Source organism: Mycolicibacter heraklionensis, assembly GCF_001021505.1.
In the GTDB taxonomy this organism is placed as follows: domain Bacteria; phylum Actinomycetota; class Actinomycetes; order Mycobacteriales; family Mycobacteriaceae; genus Mycobacterium; species Mycobacterium heraklionense.
Map to the genome: position 1 here is coordinate 370,568 of NZ_LDPO01000001.1, position 22,838 is coordinate 393,405.

41 protein-coding genes and 1 tRNA gene are annotated in these 22,838 nt (G+C 66.5%); 1 reads left to right on the forward strand and 41 read right to left on the reverse strand.

The features are described from left to right. Nucleotides 1-23: 23 nt before the first annotated feature. The 33 genes from ABW16_RS01800 to ABW16_RS01950 form a co-directional block, all read right to left on the reverse strand. Nucleotides 24-1,460, reverse strand: coding sequence for a phage portal protein family protein (locus tag ABW16_RS01800; protein WP_047317377.1), 1,437 nt, complete (start codon nucleotides 1,458-1,460; stop codon nucleotides 24-26). Nucleotides 1,461-1,501: 41 nt separating this feature from the next. Then, nucleotides 1,502-3,025, reverse strand: coding sequence for a hypothetical protein (locus ABW16_RS01805; protein WP_131721458.1), 1,524 nt, complete (start codon nucleotides 3,023-3,025; stop codon nucleotides 1,502-1,504). Continuing rightward, nucleotides 2,958-3,572 (reverse strand): hypothetical protein, encoded by a 615-nt coding sequence (locus tag ABW16_RS01810; protein ID WP_131721459.1) that lies wholly within the window; start codon nucleotides 3,570-3,572, stop codon nucleotides 2,958-2,960. The genes ABW16_RS01805 and ABW16_RS01810 overlap by 68 nt, the downstream gene beginning before the upstream one ends. A gap of 223 nt (nucleotides 3,573-3,795) precedes the next feature. After that, nucleotides 3,796-4,140 (reverse strand): HNH endonuclease, encoded by a 345-nt coding sequence (locus ABW16_RS01815; protein WP_047317380.1) that lies wholly within the window; start codon nucleotides 4,138-4,140, stop codon nucleotides 3,796-3,798. Between the two features lie 179 nt (nucleotides 4,141-4,319). Further along, complete coding sequence (locus ABW16_RS01820; protein ID WP_047317381.1) at nucleotides 4,320-4,580, reverse strand: hypothetical protein; 261 nt, start codon at nucleotides 4,578-4,580, stop codon at nucleotides 4,320-4,322. 2 nt (nucleotides 4,581-4,582) lie between these two features. Then, nucleotides 4,583-5,452 (reverse strand): helix-turn-helix transcriptional regulator, encoded by an 870-nt coding sequence (locus ABW16_RS01825; RefSeq protein WP_047317382.1) that lies wholly within the window; start codon nucleotides 5,450-5,452, stop codon nucleotides 4,583-4,585. Then, complete coding sequence (locus ABW16_RS01830) at nucleotides 5,449-5,763, reverse strand: hypothetical protein (RefSeq protein ID WP_047317383.1); 315 nt, start codon at nucleotides 5,761-5,763, stop codon at nucleotides 5,449-5,451. Before ABW16_RS01830 ends, ABW16_RS01825 begins: the two co-directional genes overlap by 4 nt. Next, on the reverse strand, nucleotides 5,763-6,911 hold the full coding sequence (locus ABW16_RS01835; RefSeq protein WP_082133901.1) for a hypothetical protein: 1,149 nt from the start codon (nucleotides 6,909-6,911) through the stop codon (nucleotides 5,763-5,765). The genes ABW16_RS01830 and ABW16_RS01835 overlap by 1 nt, the downstream gene beginning before the upstream one ends. Next, nucleotides 6,908-7,105 (reverse strand): hypothetical protein, encoded by a 198-nt coding sequence (locus ABW16_RS01840; RefSeq protein ID WP_047317384.1) that lies wholly within the window; start codon nucleotides 7,103-7,105, stop codon nucleotides 6,908-6,910. Before ABW16_RS01840 ends, ABW16_RS01835 begins: the two co-directional genes overlap by 4 nt. Next, nucleotides 7,102-7,341, reverse strand: a complete 240-nt coding sequence (locus ABW16_RS24135; protein WP_047317695.1) for a hypothetical protein — start codon at nucleotides 7,339-7,341, stop codon at nucleotides 7,102-7,104. Before ABW16_RS24135 ends, ABW16_RS01840 begins: the two co-directional genes overlap by 4 nt. Then, nucleotides 7,338-7,925, reverse strand: a complete 588-nt coding sequence (locus tag ABW16_RS01850) for a DUF1643 domain-containing protein (RefSeq protein WP_082133902.1) — start codon at nucleotides 7,923-7,925, stop codon at nucleotides 7,338-7,340. Before ABW16_RS01850 ends, ABW16_RS24135 begins: the two co-directional genes overlap by 4 nt. Before the next feature lie 77 nt (nucleotides 7,926-8,002). Beyond that, complete coding sequence (locus ABW16_RS01855) at nucleotides 8,003-8,248, reverse strand: hypothetical protein (RefSeq protein WP_052956748.1); 246 nt, start codon at nucleotides 8,246-8,248, stop codon at nucleotides 8,003-8,005. After that, nucleotides 8,245-8,436 (reverse strand): hypothetical protein, encoded by a 192-nt coding sequence (locus ABW16_RS01860; RefSeq protein ID WP_047317385.1) that lies wholly within the window; start codon nucleotides 8,434-8,436, stop codon nucleotides 8,245-8,247. The genes ABW16_RS01855 and ABW16_RS01860 overlap by 4 nt, the downstream gene beginning before the upstream one ends. Further along, complete coding sequence (locus ABW16_RS27050; RefSeq protein ID WP_233424663.1) at nucleotides 8,433-9,251, reverse strand: hypothetical protein; 819 nt, start codon at nucleotides 9,249-9,251, stop codon at nucleotides 8,433-8,435. The genes ABW16_RS01860 and ABW16_RS27050 overlap by 4 nt, the downstream gene beginning before the upstream one ends. Then, nucleotides 9,248-9,493: a hypothetical protein gene (locus tag ABW16_RS01870; protein WP_047317386.1), complete on the reverse strand. Its 246-nt coding sequence runs from the start codon at nucleotides 9,491-9,493 to the stop codon at nucleotides 9,248-9,250. Before ABW16_RS01870 ends, ABW16_RS27050 begins: the two co-directional genes overlap by 4 nt. Then, complete coding sequence (locus tag ABW16_RS25930) at nucleotides 9,490-9,774, reverse strand: hypothetical protein (protein WP_131721460.1); 285 nt, start codon at nucleotides 9,772-9,774, stop codon at nucleotides 9,490-9,492. The genes ABW16_RS01870 and ABW16_RS25930 overlap by 4 nt, the downstream gene beginning before the upstream one ends. Beyond that, nucleotides 9,767-9,994 carry a hypothetical protein gene (locus ABW16_RS01875; protein WP_052956749.1) on the reverse strand — a complete coding sequence of 76 codons (228 nt, stop codon included), beginning with the start codon at nucleotides 9,992-9,994 and terminating at the stop codon, nucleotides 9,767-9,769. The genes ABW16_RS25930 and ABW16_RS01875 overlap by 8 nt, the downstream gene beginning before the upstream one ends. Continuing rightward, the gene (locus ABW16_RS01880) at nucleotides 9,994-10,611 is read right to left on the reverse strand and encodes a hypothetical protein (protein WP_047317387.1); all 618 of its coding nucleotides are present in this window, start codon (nucleotides 10,609-10,611) and stop codon (nucleotides 9,994-9,996) included. Before ABW16_RS01880 ends, ABW16_RS01875 begins: the two co-directional genes overlap by 1 nt. Further along, complete coding sequence (locus ABW16_RS25230) at nucleotides 10,608-10,793, reverse strand: hypothetical protein (RefSeq protein WP_233424664.1); 186 nt, start codon at nucleotides 10,791-10,793, stop codon at nucleotides 10,608-10,610. Before ABW16_RS25230 ends, ABW16_RS01880 begins: the two co-directional genes overlap by 4 nt. Then, complete coding sequence (locus tag ABW16_RS26710; protein WP_047317388.1) at nucleotides 10,790-11,059, reverse strand: hypothetical protein; 270 nt, start codon at nucleotides 11,057-11,059, stop codon at nucleotides 10,790-10,792. The genes ABW16_RS25230 and ABW16_RS26710 overlap by 4 nt, the downstream gene beginning before the upstream one ends. Then, on the reverse strand, nucleotides 11,056-11,550 hold the full coding sequence (locus ABW16_RS01890) for a hypothetical protein (protein ID WP_047317389.1): 495 nt from the start codon (nucleotides 11,548-11,550) through the stop codon (nucleotides 11,056-11,058). Before ABW16_RS01890 ends, ABW16_RS26710 begins: the two co-directional genes overlap by 4 nt. Next, nucleotides 11,547-11,885 (reverse strand): hypothetical protein, encoded by a 339-nt coding sequence (locus ABW16_RS01895; RefSeq protein WP_047317390.1) that lies wholly within the window; start codon nucleotides 11,883-11,885, stop codon nucleotides 11,547-11,549. Before ABW16_RS01895 ends, ABW16_RS01890 begins: the two co-directional genes overlap by 4 nt. Beyond that, nucleotides 11,885-12,139 carry a hypothetical protein gene (locus tag ABW16_RS01900; protein WP_047317391.1) on the reverse strand — a complete coding sequence of 85 codons (255 nt, stop codon included), beginning with the start codon at nucleotides 12,137-12,139 and terminating at the stop codon, nucleotides 11,885-11,887. Before ABW16_RS01900 ends, ABW16_RS01895 begins: the two co-directional genes overlap by 1 nt. Continuing rightward, a complete protein-coding gene (locus tag ABW16_RS23760; RefSeq protein ID WP_052956750.1) occupies nucleotides 12,136-13,257 on the reverse strand; it encodes a recombinase RecT in 1,122 nt (373 codons plus the stop codon). The genes ABW16_RS01900 and ABW16_RS23760 overlap by 4 nt, the downstream gene beginning before the upstream one ends. A gap of 22 nt (nucleotides 13,258-13,279) precedes the next feature. Beyond that, on the reverse strand, nucleotides 13,280-14,173 hold the full coding sequence (locus tag ABW16_RS01910; protein WP_047317392.1) for a YqaJ viral recombinase family protein: 894 nt from the start codon (nucleotides 14,171-14,173) through the stop codon (nucleotides 13,280-13,282). 79 nt (nucleotides 14,174-14,252) lie between these two features. Then, nucleotides 14,253-14,552, reverse strand: coding sequence for a hypothetical protein (locus ABW16_RS01915; protein ID WP_047317393.1), 300 nt, complete (start codon nucleotides 14,550-14,552; stop codon nucleotides 14,253-14,255). Then, nucleotides 14,549-14,809, reverse strand: a complete 261-nt coding sequence (locus tag ABW16_RS01920; protein ID WP_047317394.1) for a hypothetical protein — start codon at nucleotides 14,807-14,809, stop codon at nucleotides 14,549-14,551. The genes ABW16_RS01915 and ABW16_RS01920 overlap by 4 nt, the downstream gene beginning before the upstream one ends. Further along, nucleotides 14,806-15,135, reverse strand: coding sequence for a hypothetical protein (locus tag ABW16_RS01925; RefSeq protein ID WP_200900598.1), 330 nt, complete (start codon nucleotides 15,133-15,135; stop codon nucleotides 14,806-14,808). The genes ABW16_RS01920 and ABW16_RS01925 overlap by 4 nt, the downstream gene beginning before the upstream one ends. After that, on the reverse strand, nucleotides 15,132-15,350 hold the full coding sequence (locus tag ABW16_RS01930; RefSeq protein ID WP_131721461.1) for a hypothetical protein: 219 nt from the start codon (nucleotides 15,348-15,350) through the stop codon (nucleotides 15,132-15,134). The genes ABW16_RS01925 and ABW16_RS01930 overlap by 4 nt, the downstream gene beginning before the upstream one ends. Nucleotides 15,351-15,411: 61 nt before the next feature. After that, the gene (locus ABW16_RS01935; protein ID WP_047317396.1) at nucleotides 15,412-15,642 is read right to left on the reverse strand and encodes a hypothetical protein; all 231 of its coding nucleotides are present in this window, start codon (nucleotides 15,640-15,642) and stop codon (nucleotides 15,412-15,414) included. Further along, nucleotides 15,639-15,899 carry a helix-turn-helix domain-containing protein gene (locus ABW16_RS01940; protein ID WP_047317397.1) on the reverse strand — a complete coding sequence of 87 codons (261 nt, stop codon included), beginning with the start codon at nucleotides 15,897-15,899 and terminating at the stop codon, nucleotides 15,639-15,641. The genes ABW16_RS01935 and ABW16_RS01940 overlap by 4 nt, the downstream gene beginning before the upstream one ends. Then, on the reverse strand, nucleotides 15,889-16,068 hold the full coding sequence (locus ABW16_RS01945; RefSeq protein ID WP_047317398.1) for a hypothetical protein: 180 nt from the start codon (nucleotides 16,066-16,068) through the stop codon (nucleotides 15,889-15,891). The genes ABW16_RS01940 and ABW16_RS01945 overlap by 11 nt, the downstream gene beginning before the upstream one ends. Continuing rightward, nucleotides 16,065-16,304, reverse strand: a complete 240-nt coding sequence (locus ABW16_RS01950) for a helix-turn-helix domain-containing protein (protein WP_047317399.1) — start codon at nucleotides 16,302-16,304, stop codon at nucleotides 16,065-16,067. Before ABW16_RS01950 ends, ABW16_RS01945 begins: the two co-directional genes overlap by 4 nt. Nucleotides 16,305-16,541: 237 nt before the next feature. Here ABW16_RS01950 and ABW16_RS01955 point away from each other — a divergent pair, with 237 nt between their 5' ends. Beyond that, complete coding sequence (locus ABW16_RS01955) at nucleotides 16,542-16,892, forward strand: helix-turn-helix domain-containing protein (RefSeq protein WP_047317400.1); 351 nt, start codon at nucleotides 16,542-16,544, stop codon at nucleotides 16,890-16,892. A gap of 238 nt (nucleotides 16,893-17,130) precedes the next feature. Here the strand turns inward: ABW16_RS01955 and ABW16_RS01960 are convergent, their stop codons facing one another. The 8 genes from ABW16_RS01960 to glp all read right to left on the reverse strand — a co-directional run bounded on the left by ABW16_RS01960 (nucleotide 17,131) and on the right by glp (nucleotide 22,817). Beyond that, nucleotides 17,131-18,264, reverse strand: a complete 1,134-nt coding sequence (locus tag ABW16_RS01960; RefSeq protein WP_052956751.1) for a tyrosine-type recombinase/integrase — start codon at nucleotides 18,262-18,264, stop codon at nucleotides 17,131-17,133. A 160-nt stretch (nucleotides 18,265-18,424) separates the two neighbouring features. Continuing rightward, complete coding sequence (locus ABW16_RS01965) at nucleotides 18,425-18,667, reverse strand: hypothetical protein (protein WP_047317401.1); 243 nt, start codon at nucleotides 18,665-18,667, stop codon at nucleotides 18,425-18,427. After that, a complete protein-coding gene (locus ABW16_RS23765; RefSeq protein WP_052956752.1) occupies nucleotides 18,664-18,912 on the reverse strand; it encodes a hypothetical protein in 249 nt (82 codons plus the stop codon). Before ABW16_RS23765 ends, ABW16_RS01965 begins: the two co-directional genes overlap by 4 nt. Further along, nucleotides 18,912-19,403: a hypothetical protein gene (locus ABW16_RS23770; RefSeq protein ID WP_052956753.1), complete on the reverse strand. Its 492-nt coding sequence runs from the start codon at nucleotides 19,401-19,403 to the stop codon at nucleotides 18,912-18,914. The genes ABW16_RS23765 and ABW16_RS23770 overlap by 1 nt, the downstream gene beginning before the upstream one ends. A gap of 75 nt (nucleotides 19,404-19,478) precedes the next feature. Further along, nucleotides 19,479-19,551, reverse strand: a tRNA-Ala gene (locus ABW16_RS01975). Nucleotides 19,552-19,600: 49 nt separating this feature from the next. After that, entirely contained in the window at nucleotides 19,601-20,728 is a 1,128-nt protein-coding gene (gene sepX, locus ABW16_RS01980; protein WP_047317403.1) for a divisome protein SepX/GlpR, read from the reverse strand. A gap of 147 nt (nucleotides 20,729-20,875) precedes the next feature. Next, nucleotides 20,876-21,538 carry a GNAT family N-acetyltransferase gene (locus ABW16_RS01985; RefSeq protein ID WP_047317404.1) on the reverse strand — a complete coding sequence of 221 codons (663 nt, stop codon included), beginning with the start codon at nucleotides 21,536-21,538 and terminating at the stop codon, nucleotides 20,876-20,878. 10 nt (nucleotides 21,539-21,548) lie between these two features. Then, entirely contained in the window at nucleotides 21,549-22,817 is a 1,269-nt protein-coding gene (gene glp / locus ABW16_RS01990; RefSeq protein WP_047317405.1) for a molybdotransferase-like divisome protein Glp, read from the reverse strand. Between the last annotated feature and the right edge of the window lie 21 nt (nucleotides 22,818-22,838).

Genomic DNA, 22,838 nt, shown 5'->3' on the forward strand with positions numbered 1-22,838 from the left:
GGTCAGGTAGTCGATGAGCGTGTTCACCACAGCGTCAGCTCTCCGTCGCTCGAGATCGTGGCGCGCGGCCGGCGGCTGGCGGTGACGCGTGCCCGCGAGGTGAACGCCATGCCGTCGGGCGTGTGCGTGGTCGCGATCGGCACGGTGACCGGCGGTCGGTTGTCGGGAACCGGCAGCTTCTCGTCGTCGCCGTCCTGCGCGTCGGGATCGGCTCCCGGCAGGCCCATCGACTGCCGCTCGAACGCCTCGAGTTGCGGGTCGGGCGTGATGATTCCGGCGTTGACCAGCATCTGCAGGGCAGCGGCCGATGCGTCCTGCTGCGATCCGATCGCGTCGAACACGATCCTCGGGGACGGTGAGTCCTCGCCGAAATTCGTATCGACGATGTCCTCGACGATGTGCGCCTGCGCGACATCCCGCACGGTTTCGGCGGTCTGCTGCACGCCCTGGGAGAACGTATCGGCCTGCACCGAGGCCAGGGCGAAGCTGCCACCGCGATCGAGGTTCAGGAAGTGCGCCAGCGCCGCGAGTGCCATCTGCTTGTCGTGGTATTCGATCGCCTGCCGGATGAAGCCGGACGGCAGGTTGCCCTTAACACCGGCCAGCTCGAAATCGGCGCCGTCAGGGAGCGCGACACCGGCGTTGTTGCCGCCGCGGTACTGCTGCGCGATCTTCAGGTACGGGGCCAGTGCTTCGGAGCCGAGGGCGGCCGACACCGATTGCGGCGCTTTCACGACCGGGACACCGACGCCGTTACGTCGGGCGGCTGTGGCTTCGATGCGGATCAGCTCGTCTTTGAGCAGCCAGTTCTTGTATGCCGGCCGGAATATGCTGTTGCCGGTCCAGACTCCGGGATCGCGGTCGCGTGTGTAGACGACGAGCCGGTTCACCGGGATCTCTTGCGCCCAGGCGCCGAGGAAGTTCGGGGCGCCGGCGGCGGCCCCGAATCCGGTACCGGGCGGCCACTGCTGAATGCCGATCAGTCCGCCGTCGGCGTCGACATTCCAGAACGCGATGGTCGATTGCGGGCGAGGCGCGAGCTTGCGCAGTCGCAGCTTGCCCTTGTCGTCGAGCCGGTATACCTGCTCGAAAACAGCGTGCCCGAAGTGCAGGTGACGCATCGCCCACTGCAGGTGTTCGAGCCACGAAAAACGGCCCTTCGTGCGCGGCTGGGGCTTATTGGCGTCCTCGCCGACGACCGGCAGCCCGAGGTCGTCTGAGACGTGCTGAACGACCGCGTCCGGCGCGCCGTTGGGGTCGATACGCCACTGCGTTTGCATGATCGGCAGTGCGATCGCGTAGTAGACGCTCGCCAGCCGCGATTCCTCGCGCCACATCCGTGTGTAGGTGCGGATCGCGTCGGGCCACAGTAGTTCGGGTACCTGCTCGAACTGGTCCCACTGACTGTAAGCCGACAGCAGTCCGGGAAATGCGTTCGTGAACCCAAGTTCGGTGGTCATCGAAGCCACTGCCTACGACCACCTTTCGCTATCGGGCGCCGCTAGAAAGGCGCGTTCATTACGTCGAGATCACTGTCGCCGCGGTCGTGCTCCGGTCCCGTGTCCTGCATCGGCGGCGGCGAATTGCGCGGCGGCTCCGAGAAATTGAGCAGACCCCAGTGGGCGAGCATCATCGCGACCGTCGGCCCCATCCACGAGCCGGCCGACGGCGTCGGCACCGACCGCAAACCGTCCGGCAGATCCTTTTTCAGCGTCGTCAGCACCGCCTGGTCGAGCACCCGCTGACCGCTGTGACTCAACTGCTGCTGATCGACGGCCTCGAGGATTCCCTCCCACGCGACCAGGTATTCACCGAAGTTCGTCATGTGCGGCTCGAGACCGGCCTCGATCAGGAACGGCTTCAGGATCGCCGCCGGCGACTTTTGGTCAATCACGATCACAGCCGGATCGCATTCGGTGACAATCGCAACGATCTTCTCGACGACATCGGTAGCGCTGGCGTTCTGGCAGAACCCGACCTCGACGGCGACCGTCTTCCCCGCGGAACGCTGCGCGCCGACGATGACCCATGTCCGTGACGACGGCCCGCGGTCGATGGCGATCGCACCGGGGCCGGGCGTCACCAGGCCGGGCGTCATGTCGTGCAGCCGGCCCCACAGCTCCGGGGTGATCGGCGGTTTCTGTAGATCCTCGAGGGTCGGCCAGTCACCGACGCCGAGCCGCTCAACAAAGAAGATTTTCGGCGTATACCGCATCGCCTGGTATTCGTTCTCGATGTAATCGAGAGTCATAAACCCATACCCGACAGACGGATTCGACCGCAGCCGCTCCCGTGTGCTCGTCGGGTCGGCGTCGTCCTCACAACCCCATTCGAGGTAACACAGGCGCGGGCTGCTGCGGTCGATCGCGCGCTTGCGGACGCCGGCGAAGACGTGGCCGTGGTCGTGCACGATCTGGTCGACCGCACTGCCCGCGTAGACGATCTGCGGATTCGGCCGCGCGCTCATCGTCGGCATCATCGCGCCGACCGTTTCCGGCTTGATGATCATCGCCTCGTCGAGGATCACCCGATCGCCCGACAGACCACGCGTTACGGCCCCTGTTCGCGAGACGAACAGCATTCGCGGCGCCTCAGGGTCGTGCGCGTCCGGTCCGAGAACGAAACCCTCCTCGCCGTGCGAGCGTTTCGGCTTGTACTTCTCCCCCGATGCTTTCAGCAGGGACTCGACGCGCCGCATGATCTCTTTGACCGTGCGGAATTCGTGCGCCGAATAGACGATCAATTCCTCGTCGAACACCAGTAGCCCGGCGATCATCATTACTTCGATAATCGCGGATTTGCCATTCTGCCGAGGGACCGTCAACCCAACCTCGAACGCCGACCACAGGCCCTGGTCGGTCTCCCCTAGCGCGTGATGCAGGGCGAGTTTCTGCCACGGGTAGAGCTCCATCCCGAGCTGCTCGACGAACGCGATCGCCTCGGGGGCCGCGCTGGTCTCAGCCGGTGGTGCTACCAGAATCCGGGGTGTCTGATCGCCGCGCGGCGTCTCGTCGTCGCTTGTCACGCTGCGCTTTCACCTCGTCACGCTTGGAATGCGGCGGCGGGGACTTCGCGTCCAGCTCGGCCATCACCGTCAGCAGTTGCCGCGTCAGCGATGTCAGCTTGCGGGCGTCCCGGCAGGCGTCGATCTCCGTCGCCAGCTTCACTTTCAACGCTCGCAGCGCGTCCTCGGTGGTCGTGCTGGCCGCGACACCGCCGCCGACTGCCGCCAGGCTGTCGCGCATCCCGTCGAGCAGCTTCAGGCAGATCCGGGCCGCCGCCGGCGCATCTTCGCCCATGCCGATCGCGGTGCGATACTGCGATCGGAACAGCGCCTCGCGACGCTCGAGCTCGACGGCCTCGGCGTTCTCGGCCAGGAACTCACGTCGCGGCGCCCGCCGGATCATCGCCGCGCGTAGCACATCCTCGACGACCTGCTCGCTGACGACGAGATCCTCGGCGAGATCGTGGTACGTCGCGCCCGCGAGGAACTTCCGCAGCACCGATTCGGGGTCGATGGTGTCGCGGACGTCGGTGACGTCATCATCGTCGTCGAGCGGCGTCGTTTCCATCGAAATCAGCACCAATTCCGGCATTTAAGCTGGTCAGCGCGATTTCGGTCAAAAATGCCGCTGACCTGCCATTTTTCCATTTTTTTCGTTACGGAGGGGGGCGCACGACGTGGGGCGAGGCGTCGCGGCACCCCCCCGGGGTCGAACAAATGTTCGGGGGGGTTGCTGGTCCGGCGTTTCCGCTGGTCATTGAGGCGAGAGGGTTCGCTGGCATGCTGATGCCTTACGCGGGCTGATCTTGCTGTGACCAGGGCCAACGCATGACGAACGGTCCGAGTTCGTCGAGGTTGGTCGGCGGCTTGCGTCCCACGAGCGCGGGTCGCAAGTGGTCGCGGCTGCCGTCGCCGCGCTCACCGTTGCATGGACCATGCAGCAGACGGTCGGCTACCGTGCCGCCTTGCGAGCGCGGAATCGAGTGGTCTGCTTGGAGTCCCTGCACGAGGTACATGGGCTCGCCGCACCACCAGCAGAGCGTGCCCTCAATGTGCCGGCTCTTGAGGTATTCGGCTTGCACGCGGTGTGCGTGGCCGAGCCCCTTCTCTTTGGTGGTGCGCTTGTTGGGCGCCATGTTTTCTCAGCCGCTAGTCGGCGTAAGAGTCACGATCAAGTCGCCGTTATCGGCGCACCTGAGTTCTCCTTGTAGTGGCACGTTTTTGGAGCGGTTTATGGCGGTAACCAGGGCGCGAACGAATTCTATTGCCTGGTCGTTGGTCAGTTTCCGCGGAGAAGTTCCGGGCTGGAATATGTTCATCGCGAAACTCGATAGCCGTGTTCGGTCAGTAACCGCACGATCGCTTCGGCGGTGTCGCGTCGGGCTTCGTTGATGCGCCCGGCGGCGATGTCACTGCGGCCGAATGTGGAGAACTGCATCAGGCGAATGACGTTGCCGTCGCGTCCGGGTAGCTTGCCGAGGTTGTTCTCGATGAGGACTGCGGCACTACGTTCGTCTTCGGACATAGTGGTGCCGCTGGCATCTCGAGGTGCCACGGTAGCAGCGGGTTGGTCCATTGTCATGCTCCTGTCGTGTGTATCGGCGTGTTGCTGGTGCGTTTGTTGGCGCTTTGTTCGACGAGTTTCTGCACGTCAGCGAACAGAAACAGCGGCTTGCCGGCGCCGTCGTAGTGCGCGGGTTGCAGCTTGCCCTCGCGGCGCCAGCGGTAGAACGTCGTCTTGCTGATCGGGATCTCGAAACCGTCGAGAATGCGCAGCACCTCGTGGGCGTGGAAGTGCCAGTGCCCGAGGCCGTCCAGGTTCTCGCGGATCAGCTCGTCGACCTGGTGCTCGGTCTTGCATTGCCGGCAGCGAATGGTCTTGGCGCGTCGGTGTGCGGTGATCTCGGCATCGCAGCGACGGTCGGGCGTCTCGGGGTGTGGGGCCGGGCAAGGTCCGCAGTAGCGCGGCGGCCGGCGCCGGTTGATCGAGTGCTCGATCGCGGTGATGGTGCGTTTGATGTCGGCGTGCAGCTGCGCGACGTGCTCGTTGTAGGCGATGGCTTCGATGTTGTCTGCGAGCCACGTCGCAGCTTGGCGTGCGGCATTGTGGCCGCCCCAGATGGTCAGGTCGGTGCGGATGTCGGCGTGCAGGATGATCGCCCACGAGATGATGGTGATCGCGGTGCTTTTCTGCAGGCTGTTGGCGTTGAAGTTGACCGGCATTGGCGCGTCGTGCTCGGTGATGTGGCGTGCCTGCTCGCCGAGCTTTGTTGCACCGCTGCAGGCGTCGTCGAGGTAGTCGAGTGCGCCGGGTCCGCGGTGTCCGCTGTGGGTTGCGGTGCTGACGAGTGAGCGCAGCATGTCGCGCAGCTCGTCGGCGTGCACGCGGCAGATGCGCCGCCGGGTGCCGGTGGCGTTGTCGCACTTTGGGATCGGGCACTGGCTCACAGGGCGACCGCCGCTCGAAGCGCGTCGGTGGTGGCGCGTAGCGGCGCGTGGCAGGTCATGCAGTGCGGTCTGCCGAAGTATGCGAGCTTGCCCAGGAGTCGGTTCGTATCGCGGATCAGCGCGGCGTAGCAGGGCTTGCACAGGATGACGACGACGTTGCCGAAATCGTTGGTGGCTTGGGCGTCGCAGCAGTCGATGGCGTGGATCTCCATCGCGTATTTCGCGGGGTTCTTGCAGCCGCGGGCGGATTGGCAGGTGAGGGTCTGCCAGTCGAGTCGCGCGAGGACGTCCTCGGGTCGGATTTCGTTCACTAAACTAAATCCTCCGGCATGTTTTTGTCGGCTAGTGGCGGCGTGGACGAGCTTTCGGGGTCATCCGGGCGTGGTTGTGCCCGGCTGGCAGCTAGCGCGGCTCTGGCGGCCGCTGAGCCGTTTTCGTTGATCGCGTCCTGTTCGGGGTTGTGTCCGCAGACGCGGCCGTTGCGGTAGCCGTCGGCGTCGCACAGCGTGCAGTCGGCGATATCGCGGGCTTTGAGCGCGGCGGCTGCGTGTGCTGCGTCGGATTGGGCTTGAGCGTGCCGGCGGCGCTGCCGGTCGTGCCAGCGTTCGTTGGCTCGCCGGAAGTTCGCGCACGGTCCGCAGTTGGGGATCTCGGCGTCAGCGGGTAGTTCGGCGTGTTGTTTGCATCGCGTGGGGGGTTCGTCGTCCGGGCCGGGAACGCTGGCCGTGTCGCCGTCGCCGGCCTCGCGTGCGCGCTCGCGCGAACCCACCGGACCAACATCGGTAGGTGGGTTTGAAACAGAAACAGAACCTGAAACAGAAACTGAGGGTATGGGATTGGGTATCCGATTGGGTATCGGGTCAGCACCTGTTTCCGCAGGTCGCGCATTGGGTATCTCATTGGGTACCCGATTGGGTATCGGGTTGGGTGCCGCATTGGGTATCTCATACCGTTCGGCGAGGGAAGCCAAGTGCTCACGGGCCGCGATGCACGCCAGCTCGAGCGCCGTACGCAGACGCTGCGCGTGATCGGACTCGCCGCGCACCTCAGGCACGGACATCAGCTCGAGTTCGCCGTACATCACCGTCGCGAACTTCGGTGAGTCGAACACCGACAGGAACCGCAGCGCCGACAGGAACACCGTCGGCTGTTTCTCGAGCCCGTCGTTGCGCATCCGCGTGCGAATCAACAGTTCTCCGGTGTCCTCGTCGAGGAACACATACCGACGGGCCTCCATGCGCGCCAGGGCCGCGCGCAGCTCATCGGTCGTCGGCAGCCGGTCACCGTCCCGCATGGCCTTCGCCCACCGCGTGAAGTTGATCGGCTGCACCCCGGCCGCGTTCACCGCACGCTGACCGCTGAGCACCTGAAACAGCAGCTTGTCGAACACCGGCTGCGCGGTGAAATCGTCGTCGGACCACTGCGAAAACAGGTTCTTCGCGAACTCGCGGGTCGTCATGTAGCGGGGTTCTCCGTTCCGAATAGGGCGCGCTTGGGCACGCGAGTCATGTGGACGATGCCGGTCGACAGCGCGCGCCAGGGCGCGATGATCGTGTGGCAGTCGTGGCCGGCCGGCGCGGTGCAGACACCGCACGATCGTTCGAGAGCGGCCTGCACGCGCGGGTCGTTCCTGTCGGACAGCCATGTGATCACGGCAGTTCCTCGCTGGCGTAGGCAAACCGCGCCGTCAGGCACGGCCAGTCGACCGGGCCTAGGCAGTGGTCGCACACGGTGCGTCCATCCCCGCCGAGGTAGTCGCGGGTGAACGGGCGGTGCAGTTCCCGTATCGGCGTTAGAGCCTCACGGGCAGCGACGATCAGGTCGGGTGGCATAGGGATCTGTCGTCCCTTCCACGCCCGTCGTGCGGCCTCGACTGCCGGATCGCTCATGCTGGTGTCCATCGCCGCGGCGCAACGCGGCCGGGTATGTACAGCGGGTGTTTCGGTGAGCCATTGCCGTTGATGCCAAGACACCACAGTTCCCGCTGACGTAGCGCGCCCGCGGTGTCGGTGACGTCACCGTGACAGTTGTGCCACCAATGCGATGCCGCAGGATGAGAACCCCACGCCACGATCGTGAGGCCGGCGCCGCCGGCGGTCAGGAACTCGCGGTTGCGTGGCCCGATCGGGTCGTCGATCGCGACGAGGCCCCGCGGGTCGGTCGAGCGATACGCATACAGGTTGCGCACGATGATGCCGTCGTAACGCCACGCTCGAGCGAACCCCATGCAGCGCCGGATGGTCGGATCGTCAGCCGCAGCGTCCGCAGTGCTCGGGTTGAGCATGATGAACTCGACGAGCTTGCCCGCACCCCAACGCCGGATCAGTTCGTACCGGTACAGGCCGCAGTCGCTGATCACCGCAGAGCTGGTGGATTCGGCCGACTCGAACAGTCCGAGCTGCTGTGTGTCCGGGCAGCTGTAGCTGGTGCAGCAGCAGTAACGGCCGAGGCCTTCGTCGTTGATGATGAACATGCACGACGGCTGATGATGACCGCCGGGGTGCCCGCAGGCCTTACACGGCCGCGTGGTGTGTCCAGGCCAGTCGCCCATCAGACGTGGGCCGTTTCTGCGTTCCGGGCGCGCTGTCGTTCGCCCTGGTGCCGTGTCATCGCGACGCGCTCACCGTCGCTGAATCCGTACGCGTAGATCCGCGCGGCCAGCATGTGCAGCGAGTAGATACCCGACTCGTCGAGCGGTGTGCTGTTGTCGAATTTCCGGGCGTCGTCGAGTTCGCGCTCCGCGTAGCGGTCGACCAGTTCGGCGACCTGCGGGGTAACAATGCGATTCTCGCTCATGGTGTTTCCCTGTCGGTTTGGCGTTGGATGTGGTCGCGGACGCTGGTGATGATGTCGTCGAGGGCGTCGAGCCGGTTGCGGCGTGAGCGGCCGTGGACGTCGGGGTATTGCGGGCAGCGGCCGACGAAATAGCCGGCATCGTTCAACTCGGCGTAGAAATCGCAGTCGGCGAGATCCGGGCCGGTCATGCGCTGCGCTCGTCTCGGGCGATCTCGCCGAGTCGGCGTTTCAGCTCGCGGTATTGGTAACTGGATTCGAGGGATTCGGTCGCCTGTTTGATGGCGGCTAGGCGATTGCGCGCGAGGTGCTTTACGTCGTCGAGGGTGCGTTTGCCATTGAGGGTTTCGACGATGGCATCGGCGAGTTCTTCGGTGTCGGTTGGCAGGTATCCGCATCGGTCATGGATGACGGCGACTAGTTCTCGGGCACGTTGGACTTCGGGTGTGATGCCGGCGCGGCGTCCGACTTCCTGATTGACCTGTTCGCGGATGTCTGCGCGTGCGCGCTCGTCGGCGCGACGTTGACCGTTCAGGATGGCTTCGGCGCGCAGGGTGTCCTGTCGGGCCATGATCGACCGGACGGCATGCCACGCCGGCGTGTGATCGACCTTGGTCTCGGCCTTGACCAGCACGCGCATCCGGGTTTTCGACGGGCCGGGCACCATCAGTCCCCAGCCGGCGGGTAGTTCACCGTCCTGAACGATCGTGGGATCGTTGACGACCAGGTACCACTGGTGACATTGGTCGGCCCACCGGTCGGCTTTGCCGGGTTTGCGTAGCTCGTTGAGCCAGTCGGCGCGACTGACCTTGAGCTCGTGGCCGACGAGGATACGGCCGCTGGTGCTGGTGAATCCGACATAGATAGCGTCGCAGCCGCCGCCGGCCGCACCATTCCAGCCGACCTCGGGCAGGAAGATCCCGCCGGGCAGCGGCGCACCGGGCTTGATGTAATGCCGCTGCAGCCGGTCCATCAGCTCGCGGGTGGTCATCGTCGGCGCGGTCATGGCATCCCCTGAAATAGATCGAGTTGCATCGGCAGCGGCAGCCCCGGCGGCGGCCCGGTGTGGTCGGCGACTATCACGGCATACGGGCGGCATTCGGCGACGCTGCCGTCGTTGAGTCGGACGTAGGCAAATGCGCCGGTGATGCGTTCGACGTAGCCGGGCCGGACGTCGCCGGCTCCGAACACGACGGCGACGTCCTGGTCGATGCGGAGTTCGTCGAAGTTCGTCGCGCAGTGGCTCACGACGCCGCTCCGAATAGTTCGAGTTGGCCGGTCGGCTCTTGTTGGTGGCAGTCGCACGGGCAGTGGTAGGTGCGACTCGGGTGCACGATGCGGTCGACGACGGCCACGTTGGTGTCCGGGTAGGGGTCGGTGCCGGTCCGGCCGCGCATGGGCGGCATGGACACGTAGCCGCCGGGCAGCCAGACGCCGCCGTGCTGCGCGCCGCCGGGACGATGCTCGCAACGATCATGGCGCCCCGCCGCGCACCACGACGTCGGGCCCAGCTCGCGACAGTCAGTCATGGGCGGCTCGCTGCGTGTGTGCGTCGCGCAGTGCGGCATTGAAATCGCGGGCGAGCCGAGCACGTCGCGCACTGTCGGCGAGACTCAGACCGTATCCGGGGAACATCTGCGCGAGCTGGCCCCGGGAGACGTGAACGGTGCGTGCGGCTTCGCGGTAGCCGCTGCCGTCCTTGAGCAGCTGCTCGGCGGCGATGAGACGCTCGTCGCGCTGATCGGTCATCACGCGGCGTCACCGCCCGTGAGTGCCTGCATGATGCGGTCGGCGATGGTGCTCTCGACGTCGCAGATGATCTCGTGGTCGTCGTCATCGGGCGTGGTGGCGCGGTGCGCTCGGAGATCCTCGACGACGGCCGCGACGCGGTCGATGGCGGCGAGTAGGCCGGCGACGAGTTGCGGGCTGGCGGCGATGAATTCGGCGTGTGCGTTGCGGACGGCGACGACGTCGGCGCGGTAGACCTTCGGATGATCGCGTGGTGTGTCGTCGGGCAGTCCCTGGTTGCGGGCGACCTCGTAGGTTGCGTGATCGCGGCCGAGTTGCACGGTCATGTGCTCGGTTTCGATGAACGCGAGGTATTTCTGCGGGTGGTCGGTCTCGTGTTCGATGTAGTCGTCGCGGCTGATGCAGTCCTGCAGTTCGCCGGTTCGGTCCCATTCCGCGCCGATTTCCTCGGCGGTGCGGTGGTCGGTGCAGGTTCGCATGATGTCGATGACGCCGTAACCGGGCGCGCGGGAGTGCAGCGCGACGTCGCCGTGGCCGGCGGTGTTGCCGCCCCACCACCACGGTCCCGGGTTGACTCGTTGGAGCATTGCGCGGGCGCGGTTGATGTCGGCGTTCATGCGAGCGTCCCGTCCGGGTGGAATGCCGCACCGGCCGGTACGCGTTGCTCGTGGACGATGCGCTCACGGTTGTAGGGCCGGCAGTGCTGGTCGGGTGTGGCTGCGCATTGTGGGCAGCGTTTGGCGAGTGCGGCGAGTGTGCGGGGGTCGTGGGCGTCGGCCGCCCATTCGGGAGCGTTCACGATCGGTCCTCCTGTGTTGGGCGCCAGCCGCGTTCGATGAGCTTGCGGGCGCGGAAGTGGTGGACGACGTCGGCCGACCAGCCGGCGTCGACGTAGGGGTCGGCGAGGGCCAGCTCGGCGGCGAGCTGCTCGACCAGGCATCGCTGACAGTCCGCGATGTGGCAGTCGACGGTCGGTGCTGGTGGTGCTGGCCGGCGCATGGGTGCAGTCCAGAGTCCGGCGTCGGCGGGGATCTCCGGGAACAACGAGACGTCGGGCGCGGTCACGATGCGTCCTCGGCGGGGCGCCAGCCCCGGTCGATGAGTGCCATCACGATCGAGTCGGCACCGGGTGTGATGTCGCCGCCATCGGCCAGGATCTCGCGGTAGTCGGCGCGCAGTCGGCCGATGAGCCGGGACCGCTCGCGGGCGGAGCGCCGTTCGACTCCCCGGCAGTGATTGCCGGCGGCCAGGATCGCGAGACCGAGCTTGACGGCTTCGTCCGCCGACATTAGTGGCAGACCGCCAACGCTAACGCCGCCGTCGGACGCGCCCACATGCGGCGGTAGACCGTAGACCTGCGCGGGCGTCCACCAGAACGCGATACCGCCCTCGTTGATGACGTCGATCTCAGGCAGTCCGACGAGCAGCGTCCGGTCCATTGAGGCGAGCGCGTCGAGCACCCATTGCCGCATCTCGTCGGGCGGCTTGATGTGCCGGATAATAGGTTCAGCAGCGACCAGCGCGTCCACGAGCGCTTCGACGGGGTCGTCGGTCATACGATTCTCGATTCGACGCGGTGGACTCGGACGACGGTCGGGAACATGCCGGCGAATCGGTAGCCGCCGGTGGTGATGTCGTAGGTCTGGCCGACGTGCAGTTGTTGCCAGATGTCCCAGGATTGCCAGCCGGCGCCGATGCTGTCGGTGACGTTGAAGCTGCCGCAGCTGGTGTCGAGGCGTTTGGTGCGGCTGCTGTTGCCGTCGACGGTCGTGTAGAGCACCGTCTTGTCGGTGACCAGGCACGCGTGGTGTTCCTGGCGGTTGAGCGTTGAGCAACCGGTGAGTGCGACGCCCAATGCCAGTGCGGCCGCCGCGATCTTGATGTGGCGCATTAGGTTTCGGTCCCTTCGGTGAGTTCGGCGAGCTTGCGGCGGTCGATCTTGATCTGCCGCTCGTTCATGTCGATTCGGCTTCGGAGTGCGGCACGATCAACGGCCCGCGTCACGTCGTCGAGCGCGGCGAGCGCTCTGCTCGCGGCTTCCTGCACCTCGTGGGTGGTGAAGTGCTGCCGGAATGCGAGCTGCGTGACGGTGCACCGGTTCGCGAAATCGTCGGGCGCGATGTGCCCTGCCGGTGATTTGCTCACTCCGCACCGTCCTCGGTGGCGAGCAGTGCTGCGTTCAGCACCTCGTTGGCTTCGTCGGCCAGGCGTCCGGCTTTCTCCCAGGCGGCGAGCTTCGTGCCGATCTTGACGATCTGGTCGTCGGTGAGGTTGTCGAAACCGTGGAGACCGAGCGGCTCGAACGGTTCACCGAGTAGTGCGGTGATCAGCACGATTTCCTCGCGACGGTCGCGGCATTCGGTACCGGTGAGCAGTTCCGCGAGCCGGTCCTCGGCGTCGGCGCGTTTCGAGTCCACAGTTCGTGGTGCTGGTGCTGCCTCGTCATCGGCGACGGCGTCGCGGAGGCCGTCGAGTCCGCGGCCGCCCTTGCGTGGCTGCGATCGCGGCGGTTCGATGTCGGCGTCGATGACGGTCGGCTGCGCGGCGTCCTCGAGGATCACGCCGGAGAAATCAGCGGGATAGGCTTTGCGCCACGCTTGGGCCTCGGTGCACTTCGCGATCTGGTTGGCGCCCATCTTCTTCCACATCGACGTCATCTCGCCGCTGCCCTTGTACTGGACGTATTCGTTGAAGTTGCAGGTGGCGGTGTAGCGGCGGCCGTTCTTGCGGATGGTGTAGCGGCAGGCGGCGGGCTGGCCGGCGCTCTCGGGCCAGTAGTCGAGCCAGCGGTCGTAGTCGCTGCCGGGTTTGCCGCGCCACATCGGGTCGTCGTGTTCGAGTTCGTCGCCGAATGCGCGGGCGGCGCGCTCACCGATGAGTCGGTAGCCGTCGATGCCGGTCTGAATGGTGAACTTCATCATCCGCTGTGTCTCGACGCGGCTGTTGCCGTTCTCGAGCTGCACGCGCACCTTGACGTCGGTCTCGCGGCCGATCATGTAGATCTGCCGGGCGAACGGGTCGAGGCCGGTGCGTTGGCAGATGTGGAAGAACAAGTCGAGGTCGGCGGGCTCGGCGTCCTCGACGCCGATCTGCCTGAGCATCGCGATCTCGTGCGGCGTGAACTCGCTTCGGCCGCCGAACATTACGGGCGCGACGGTGGTTGTGGTGGGTTCGGGGATCGTGACCGCGCGGGCGGTGTTGCCGGTGACGCCGGGACCGTCGATGTGGACGTTCGGGGTATCGGTGGTGTCGATCGGGTTCATGGGGTGGTGTCTCCTTTGTGGGTTACCAGGCGCCACGGTTGGCGTCGTGCAGGGCTTCGTGGTTCTTGGCTTCGATGCGCAGCGCGACGGCGCCGCGGGCTGCTGGTGTGCGCTTGGCGACGGTGATGCCGCCGCACTCGGCGATCTGCGCGTTACCCATCGCGTCGAGCAGTGCGGTCTTGTAGCCGAGCAGTGACTTCTCGGCGTTGCCGTGCTCGCGGTGCCAGTCGACGACGTTGCACGCGAGCGCCGGTGCAATCTCGGCGATCTCGCCGGCGTTGATGTCCGGGTGCAGCTGTCGAACGGCCTCGTAGGTTGCGACTGAATCGTCGAGCGGTGGCGGTGCGTCGGACTTCAGCGACTCGTAGAATTGACTGCAGCGGTAGACGATTCGACAGGCGATGTCCTCGTCGTAGGGGATCTCGTAGACGTGATCGTTGAAGTACGGACCCATGACCAGCAGATGCGCCGGATACCGGGTGTAGCCGGTGACGATCATCTGAAACGTGACCTGCGCGGCGTAGTCGGCGGGTGCCTGGTCGGTGAACTCGTCGCCCCAGTCCTCCATGCGGCGAGCGGTTTTGAACTCGACGACCCGACGTAGGCTGCCGCGCACGGCGCGCCGGTCGAGGGTCGCCACGTTCGGAAACGACAGGTCCGGGTTGCTGATCTGAACCTCACCGCGCGATAGGCGCCATGCGGGGTTCTTACGGCGCCAGATCGCCGCGAGCGCTGGCTCGAAATCGTGGCCGACCTCGAATATGTCCTTCGGTGGCTCGGGCGGCAGGTTGCCCTTCATCCGATGCCACAGTCGAAACGGCGACTCCCAGCGCGAGACGCCGAGGATCGCGGCGACCTTGCTCGGCGTGATCATCTGCAGCCATTCCGGGCTGCCCGGCTCGATGAGAGCTGTCATGGTTGTTCGTCTCCTTGGTATTCGCCGCAGCGCCAGCAGATTTGGTCCGGTCCGCAGGCGTGGTGTCCGTCCTCGCATGTCATCGACTGCACCCCCTGCGCCTACGTGCCTTGGCCTGGTCGTTCTGCCATTCGTTGTAGGCAGCGCGCAGCGCGGTCGGTTGCGGTCGGCGGTGGCGTTTGTAGGCGCGGTTGGCGGCCTCGACGTTGGTCCAGCCGCCGTCAGCGAGAGCTGCCGATACGGGTATTCCCGCCGCGAGTCCGGCCTCGAAACAGTCGGCGCGGTCCTGGAAGGCCCCTGCTTTTTCGATGCGCGCCGCCATTGCGATTCGGATGTTGCGGCGTGACGCTTCCAGCTGCCGCGGGCTTCGTTTCGTCATGTGTCGACCCGCTCCCAACGGGTGATGATCGAGTGTCCGATGCGCCCCTTTTGCTGGACCATCAGCCCGCGGCCGCGGTAGTCGATGACGGCGCCGACGACGACTCGGCCCATGCAGTCGGCGTATCGGACAAGCGACCCGATCGGCGGGTGCGGGTTGCAGACCAGGTAGCAGCGATCGCAGAGCCGCGACTTGTCGTCGGCGTCGATGACGTACATCGCGTCGCACAGGTCGCAGAAGAACGTGTGCGCGGTCATCGTTTTGTCCGGCTCTGCGCCTCGGCGGCGGTCTGCTCGGCGCGGATCTGTAGGTCGACCATGGTCATGTCGAGGTCGAACCATGCCGCGAACGCCATGAGCAACTGCGCGCCTTTGGCCGGGTGCATGGCGCACAGTTCGACCAGCTCGCCATAGAGCTGGTAGTGGTCGACGCGGCGGATCTTCTCGGCGATCTCGACTGCATCGTCGGCGACGCGGTCGATGTTGCGGGTCGGCGCGTAGTCGATCAGCAGAGCAGCGGACGGCGTCAGCATGTGCTCGACGGGCGCGTCGACGTCGACGATGGCGTCGTCGGCGGGGGTCACGCGGCCAGCTCGCGGACGTCGACCGTGCTGCAGGTCGCGCGCCCGGGCTGCTCGGCCGCGGTGTCGGCGCGTGCGATCAGGCCGCTCAGTGCATACGAGAGGATCAGCAGCGCCGCGGCGCCGGTGACGGCGAGGGCGATCTTCTCGATCAGCTTCGTGTGTGGTGGCGGCGGCATGCGGTGTTGGGCTGTTACCCTGGTGGGGCGAGTGCGCATCGTGTTGTGTCCCTTTCTGGTTGGTTGTGAAAGCCGGTCGTTGCAGCGGCCGGTTTTCGCGTTACTGGACTGGTTGACGTCTCTGTATCGCCGCGATTTCGAGTTCGATGGTGTCGGCGAGGGTGCGGTAGAGCTGGTGGTCGACGCCGGGCGCGGTGTCGGCTTCGTGGCGCAGCCAGCGGACGCTGCGGGCGAGCATCTCGGGTGTTGCGCCCTGCTGCGCGAGGTCGGCGACGTGCTCGCGGATCTCCGACAGTGTTCGGGTAAGGACGTCGAACTGGTCGTGGCTCATGCGCTGGCCCGCGTGCTGCCGGTGCGCCGCCGGAATCGGCTGTTGCGGACCAGACCGGACGGTGACGCCGGTGCGGGCGGCAGGGCCGTGCTGGTCATCTGAGCCAGCGCCTCGTTGATCTGCTCGCCGGTCATGCGCCAACGGCCCGCGATTTTTAGTGCAGTGAATCGCCGGGCGCGGAGCTGCTGGCGTAGCCAGGTGCCGGAGACGTTGAGGATCTTGGCGGCCTCGTCGACGGTGTAGATCTCAGGCGGCATTGCGTGCGGCTCCGTCCTGGCGGCGCTGCGAGATGGTGCGCAGCTTGGCGTGCCGGATGTGGCGCCGGCAGCGTGCGCAGTGGTGCGGCTTGTGGTCGTCGGGCAGCGCGCGGCAGCGTTTCTGCTGAGCGATCAGCGACTCGAGTACCTGGTGGAACTGCTTTTTCATGCGGTTTTGCCTCCATGGACGTCGAACAGTTCGTGGAACCAACTGATGCCGAATTCGTTGAGGACGGCGGCGATGAATCGGCCGCTCGGTTCGTGCTGGCCGCGCATGATCCGCGAGACGGTGCTGGCGTTGACGCCGATCCGGTTGGCGAGTGCGAGGTAGTTGTCGGCGATGCCGGCGTGTGCCGCTAGTCGGCTAAATCCCTCAGCGTTGGGCGTCAGGGTCGGTCGTCGCACGGCGGGCTCCTGTGGGCTTGTGGTTCAGTTCACCGTAGTGAATCTGATGCACGATTGCAATGCCTTGGTGCACGTTTGCATATCCGAAAGATGGTGTGCGACGTGGGATTATGTGGGGTTTTTGGGTGGCGACCTGCGATTTAGTAAAGTGCAGCAACATCGGGCTGTCGGCGTGTCGGTTTGTAACATTGCAGTACAAACTTTGCGAGTTTGCATTCACCGCGGTAAATTTGCTGGATGGCTGAGCCACAGAAAACCCGCTGGTGGAAACGCATCTCGGCGCTCGCGGAACTCCACGGCGACCACACTCAGCAGGAAATCGCCGAATCGCTCGGCGTCTCACCCGGCGCAGTCACCGGCTGGCGATACGGCCGCCCACCACGCGCCGAGACCGTTGTTCGTGCCGCTGAGGTCTACGGAGTCGATCCCGGCGAGCTGCTCATCCTCACGTTCATCGACCCCAAAAAGGGGAAGCCGCGCAGGTCAGCGGACGACAGTGAGGTGACAGTCACTCGACGACTCGGAGCGCATCGAGAACGGCTCCGCGAGGTCAATAACGCCGATAACCGCGATAAGCAGAGCGGCTGACCACTCCGTAAACGGGAACGCGTCAAGCCGTCGAAGCAACTCACCGCGTAGGCGTCGAGCTTCTGTCACTTTCATTGCCTCCCAACAGGTCAGACGCCCCCGAAACACCTTGAAACATAGCCGGAATAAGCATTAATTTGCACGGTTCGTTACCGCAAAAACATCGGATCAAGACACAATCTCAACCGAATCGGCACCGTCACGAAGTCAGCACGTCACGCGCTGGCAACCTCCGGCTCTACTCGTCGCCGTCGCCGCCGCCGTCGTCACCCTCGGGTGCGTCACCGGGCTTGCCGCTCGTCAGTCGACGGTCCATGGCTGAGGCCGCGATGTCCGCGCTGCGCCGATCGATGTGGCCGTACCGGTTGACCGTCGTCGTGATCGACTCGTGCCCCAGCTGCGCCTGCACCACCGCCAGCGGTACGCCGTCCTGAATCCACCACGATGCCGCGGTGTGCCGCAGATCGTGCACGCGCGGCACCTTGGTAAGCCCCTGCGCGATCGCCGCGTCACGGGCCGGCTTCCACGCCAGGTTGTAGAACTCCTGCGCGCGCACCGGGTTTCCGACGCCGTTGGTGAATAGGTACCCCGGCGCGGTGAGGTCGAGGGCATCGATAGCACTCTGCGGAACGCTGACGTCGCGCCGAGACCGCTTGGTCTTGGGCGCCCCGAGCTTCACATCGCCCCGTTTCGGCGCGTACTTCCAGGCTTGCCGGACCCGCGCGATCTTCGTCTTCGGGTCGATATGGCGCGGCTCGAGCGCGGTCGCTTCACTGAACCGCATTCCGGTCGACACCAACCACAACGCGAGCTTGCGATAACGCTCCTGCGTGATGCAGTCGTGGATCAGCATGAACTCCTCGGGCTCGAGGAACACCATGTCCTCGACGACCGTCGTCGGCAGCTTGCGACCCAGGCAGGGATTCGACTCGATGATCGGCGGCTTGTGCGCGACCGCGGCGTTGAGCGCGCCGCTCAGGAAGCCGTGTTTGTTCTGAATCGTCTTGCCCGAGATCGGCCGTTGCTCGCCGTTGACCTTGCGGCCCGGCTTGGCCGCCATCCACTGCACCCATTTGCCGATGCTGTTCTCGGTGACCGCGACGATCGGCATGGCGTCGAAAAACGGTTCGATATCGAGATCGATGTAGCGGCGGTACCGCTTCACCGAGCCGTCCTCGATGCCGGTGAGACTGTCGCAGTGCGTCCTGAGCCACTCGACGAGCGACATCACGCTCACACCGGCCTCGGCGATCTCAACGAGACGCAGCGCCTCGGCCGGCCCGTGGACGGTGACGTTGGTCTGGAAGCGTTGCGCTGAGTCCTCGTCGGCGAACGACAGGCTGCGCTGCTTGCCGTTTTCCCGCCAGAACACGCGCCAACTGTCACCGTGACGATTCGACTGCTTATGGACGCTCATTCGGTCTCGGGCGGTCGAGAGTATTGCTCGCGCGAGTCCTCGAAAGCACGGCGCAGATCGGCGCCGATATCGTGGTCGGGGTCCGCCCACGGCTGCAGTGGCTCGGTCACGCCGCTCATGGCACCTCCGGGCGCCAGCTCGACAGCGTTACGCCGCCCGGCGGCAGGCGCCAGCCCTCGGCGGCCTTGGCCGTGATGTACGCCAGCACGGCTCGCTGCCACGGCGTCATCGGGATCGTCGACGGGATCTGCAGCGGTCGCGGCGCGGCGATCGGCGGCAGCATGGTCGACGGTGTCGGCGTCACGAGTCGCCGCATGATCGCGTCGGCGACCTCCGGCGCCAGCCCCAGATCATTCATCGCGCCGTCCCGCCGGAATCGCGGGGATACCGAGCGCCGCCGGAGAGGGTCGTCGGTGCGATCGCCCGGCGGATCGCGGCCCGCACACGCTCGGCGTCGTTGGTGTCGTTGTCGGCGAAGTGAGCGTGCAGCGACGGGTCGGTGTTCAGCACGACGAACGCGTCGAACACCACGATCGGGTCGTCGCTTACGAGCAGCGTCCGCATCGCCGCGGCGCCGATCTCCGGGTCGAGGTGCGCGGCCATCAGAGCCCCAGTGGCTTCGTCGTCGGATGGATTGTGAAGTCGGTGCCCAGCGGCGGATCGTCCCCTGCGTACTCGTATGCGCGGATCGCCGAGACGATGCCCTCACGTTCTGGCGCTGGCAGTCCGAGCCGCTGACCTATCGCGGTGACATCCTGCGCCGGGATGACGCCGGCGAGCACCATTCGGTCGATCGCCGCGCCGTCGTCGTGGTGTTGTGCATCCGTCGTACGTTCGTGCCGCCGACCGAGCTCGAACACTGCGGACAGAAACGGATCGGTCATCAGCAGTCGCCGGGTTGCGCGTTCGTTCAGCATCCCGACGCTGCCGACATCGAGCAGCACCTGCGCGGCGGGTAGGCCGCCCGCAATGCGCCGCGCAACGCCGACATGATCACCGATCGCGTCGGCGTAGGTCGGGAACGGCCCCGTGAGTTCATCGTCACGTTTGGCGTAATAGCGGACGCCGGACGTGGTGTTTTCGGGTTGCGACATACCCCGATGTTACGCCGTTTGTTACGCCACCGGAAGCGTCTTTGCTGGTCAACGCGTCAACCAGCCTGTTCTCTGTGGAGCTAAGGGGAATCGAACCCCTGACCTTCTCGATGCGAACGAGACGCGCTACCAACTGCGCTATAGCCCCTGACCGCTAGGAGATTACCAGCCCCCGGCCGGCCCCCTGAAACCGAGACCTACTGACCGGCGGCACGCGCCAGGTCACTGCGCCAGTCGTACCGGCCGGCGCTCGACGTGTACTCGAGGTGCTCGAACACCGGGTCCTCGTCGTCGATCTCCAGCACCGCCACACCCGGACGGCGCAGTCGTGACGGCACCACCTCGAACGCGTCGGTGTGCAGACTCTCGCGCTGCATGCGAGGCCGCTCGGAACGCCGTGCGCGCCGCGCCCGCACCTGCTGCTCGATACGCGTCTGGCGCCGCAGGTAGGCCAGATAGAGCACGGTCGCGCCGGCCGCGCCACCACAGATCCACCACGCGGTGGGCGCCACGGTGAAGGCGGTGAGCGCCGAGAGCACCAGGATGACCGCCAGTGACATCAGCACCCGCTTGCGGAACTCGTACTTGCGTGCGCTGACGGCGGCCGCGGTGTCGATACGGGGGCGGCGACCACGGGCCGACAGACCGGCCCTGCCCGCCCGCGTGGACTCTGCCTCGGGTTCCAGCCCGGAGCTGTCCTCGACGTATTCATACTCGTAGCCCTCGGCCTCGGCTTGGCCGTCGGCGCCGGCAGTCGGCTCCTCGTCGGCCTCGGCTTCCGCCTTGGCGGCCAAGGCCTCGGCCGCCAAGGCGGCCTCCTCCGCAGCGCGCGCTTCCGCCTCGGCGGCGGCCTGAGCTTCGGCCTGGGCGCGCGCCTCGGCCTCAACCTCGGCGGCCAGCCCCGCTTCCGACAGCGGCAGCACATCGGAGTCGTCGGCGACGACGTCGACGTCCAAATAGTCGAGCTCGGCCTGCTGGCCCACCTGCGTCTCCGAGGCGGCGACGAACACCGCCGCCGCGGCGACGAACACCCGGGAACCACCCTCGGCGGGTTCGCCCTCGACCTCGTCGACATCATCGATGTCGTCGGGCTCCTCGAGGTCGTCGGCGCTGTGCTGCCAGTCGGGATCGCTGCGGTGACCGGCGGCCGGGCCGCCGCGCTTGAGCAGCCGGGCACTGGACCCACTGGTCAAGACCCGGGTCGCCAAGGCCACGTCACTGGTACGACGGACCGCGTCACGCTTGCTGACCAGCATCGGCACCAGTACGAACAGCCAGAGAACGACCAGTGAGATCCAGAGCAAAGATTGCGGGATGCTGGGCATGGTTGGCCTGCTCCTTTCCGAGCCAAGGCTAGGTGTGTGAGCCACACGACCTCGGACGACGCGCCGAACCAATTACACAGATGTAATTTACTCGCTGACCTCGTTAGTCACAACTACCACACGGGTAACATCGCGCCCGAATATTCGTCAGGCCCGCGAAGCCCGGCCGGACTGAATCAGCGCCGAGGTCACCGACCCGGCGACCTCCTCGACCGTCATCGCCACCAGCAGGTGATCACGCCACGCCCCGTCGACGTCCAGGTAGCGCTGCAGCAGCCCCTCCTGACGAAAGCCGACCTTCGCCAACACCGCCCGGCTGGCCGCGTTCTCCGGCCGGACGGTGGCCTCGACCCGGTGCAGCCGAACGGGCCCAAAGCAGTGGTCCAGCCCGAGCGCCACCGCCCCGGTCGCCACTCCCCCGCCGGCCACCGCGCTGGACACCCAATAGCCGATCCAGGCCGAGCGCAGCGCCCCGTGGGCGATGTTGCCCACCGTCAGCTGGCCGCAGAATCGGCCGTCGAGTTCGATCACGTACGGCAACATCCGCCCGTAGCGGGCCTCGGTGCGCAGGCTCGAACACAGCGGCGGCCAGGAGGCGCTGCCGTGCCGGGTCACCCAGTCCACCTCCACGCTGGGTTCCCACTGCTCCAGGTAGGCGCGGTCGGCCAACCGGATCCGGCTCCACGCGACGCCGTCACGCATCCGCACCGGCCGCAGCCGGATCACCCCCGCCGCCACCCGCAGGGGCCCGAGCACACTCGGCCAGCCGGGGTGCTCAACGGCTTTGAACGGCCACAGGTTGACCAACATGGACCCGGGCTCAACCCCGCTGAGCCAGGAAGGCGACGTCCACCAAATCGCCGGCGGCTACTTGCTCGACTTCCTCGGGAACCACCACCAGACAGTTCGCCTCGGCCAGCGTGGCCAACAGGTGCGACGCAGTGCCGCCAGTGGCCCCGAGCACCTGCACCAGGTACTCGCCGGTGTCCTCGTCGCGCATCAACTGGCCGCGCAAAAACCCCTTGCGGCCGGGCATCGAAGCGATCGGCCCCAGCGTGCGGGCCCGCACCATCCGGCGCATCGGCTCGCGCTTGCCCAGCGACAGCCGGATCAGCGGACGGATCATCACCTCGAACACCACCAGCGCGCTCACCGGGTTGGTGGGCAACAGGAATGTCGGCACCCCTTCGGGGCCGAGCTGGCCGAAGCCCTGCACCGAACCCGGGTGCATCGCGATCCGGGCCACCTCCATGTCACCGAGATCGGCCAGCACCGCGCGCACCTCATCGGCCGCGGCGCCCCCCACCCCGCCGGCGATCACCACCACCTCGGCGCGGTTGAGCTGTCCCTCGACCACCTCGCGCAGCTTCTTGGGGTCGCTGCTGACGATGCCGACCCGGTTGACCTCCGCGCCCGCGTCACGACCGGCCGCGGCCAGCGCGTAGGAGTCGACGTCGTAGACCTGCCCGTTGCCGGGTGTGCGATTGACGTCCACCAGTTCGCCGCCCACCGCCATGACCGACAGTCGGGGACGCGGGTGGACCAGCACGCGGTCGCGGCCGACGGCCGCCAGCAGCCCAACCTGGGCTGCCCCGACCACCGTGCCGGCGCGCACCGCGACGTCACCGGGCTGCACGTCGTCGCCGACCCGGCGCACGTAGTCGCCCGGACGTACGCCGCGCAGCACCCGGACCCGGGAGCTGCCGCCGTCGGTCCAGCGCAGCGGAAGCACCGCGTCGGCCAGGGTGGGCATGGGCGCCCCGGTCTGGATCCGGGTGGCCAGCTTGGGTTGCAGCCGGGTGGGCGTGCGGGCGCCGGCTTCGATGACGCCCAAAACCGGCAGGGTGACCACGGCATCGTCGCGCCCGGCCCCGTCGGAGCTGTCGCCGATCGCGTCGGCACCGAGTACGTCGACGCTGCGCACCGCGTAACCGTCGATGGCGGCCTGGTCGAAGGCGGGCATCGGTCGCTCGGCGACCACCTCTTCGGCGCACATCAGGCCCTGCGCCTCGGCGATCGCCACCCGGACCGGGCGGGGCGCCACGGCGGCTGCCGATACCCGGGCCTGCTGCTCCTCAACCGAACGCACGGTGTGCCTTTCTCCGTTGCA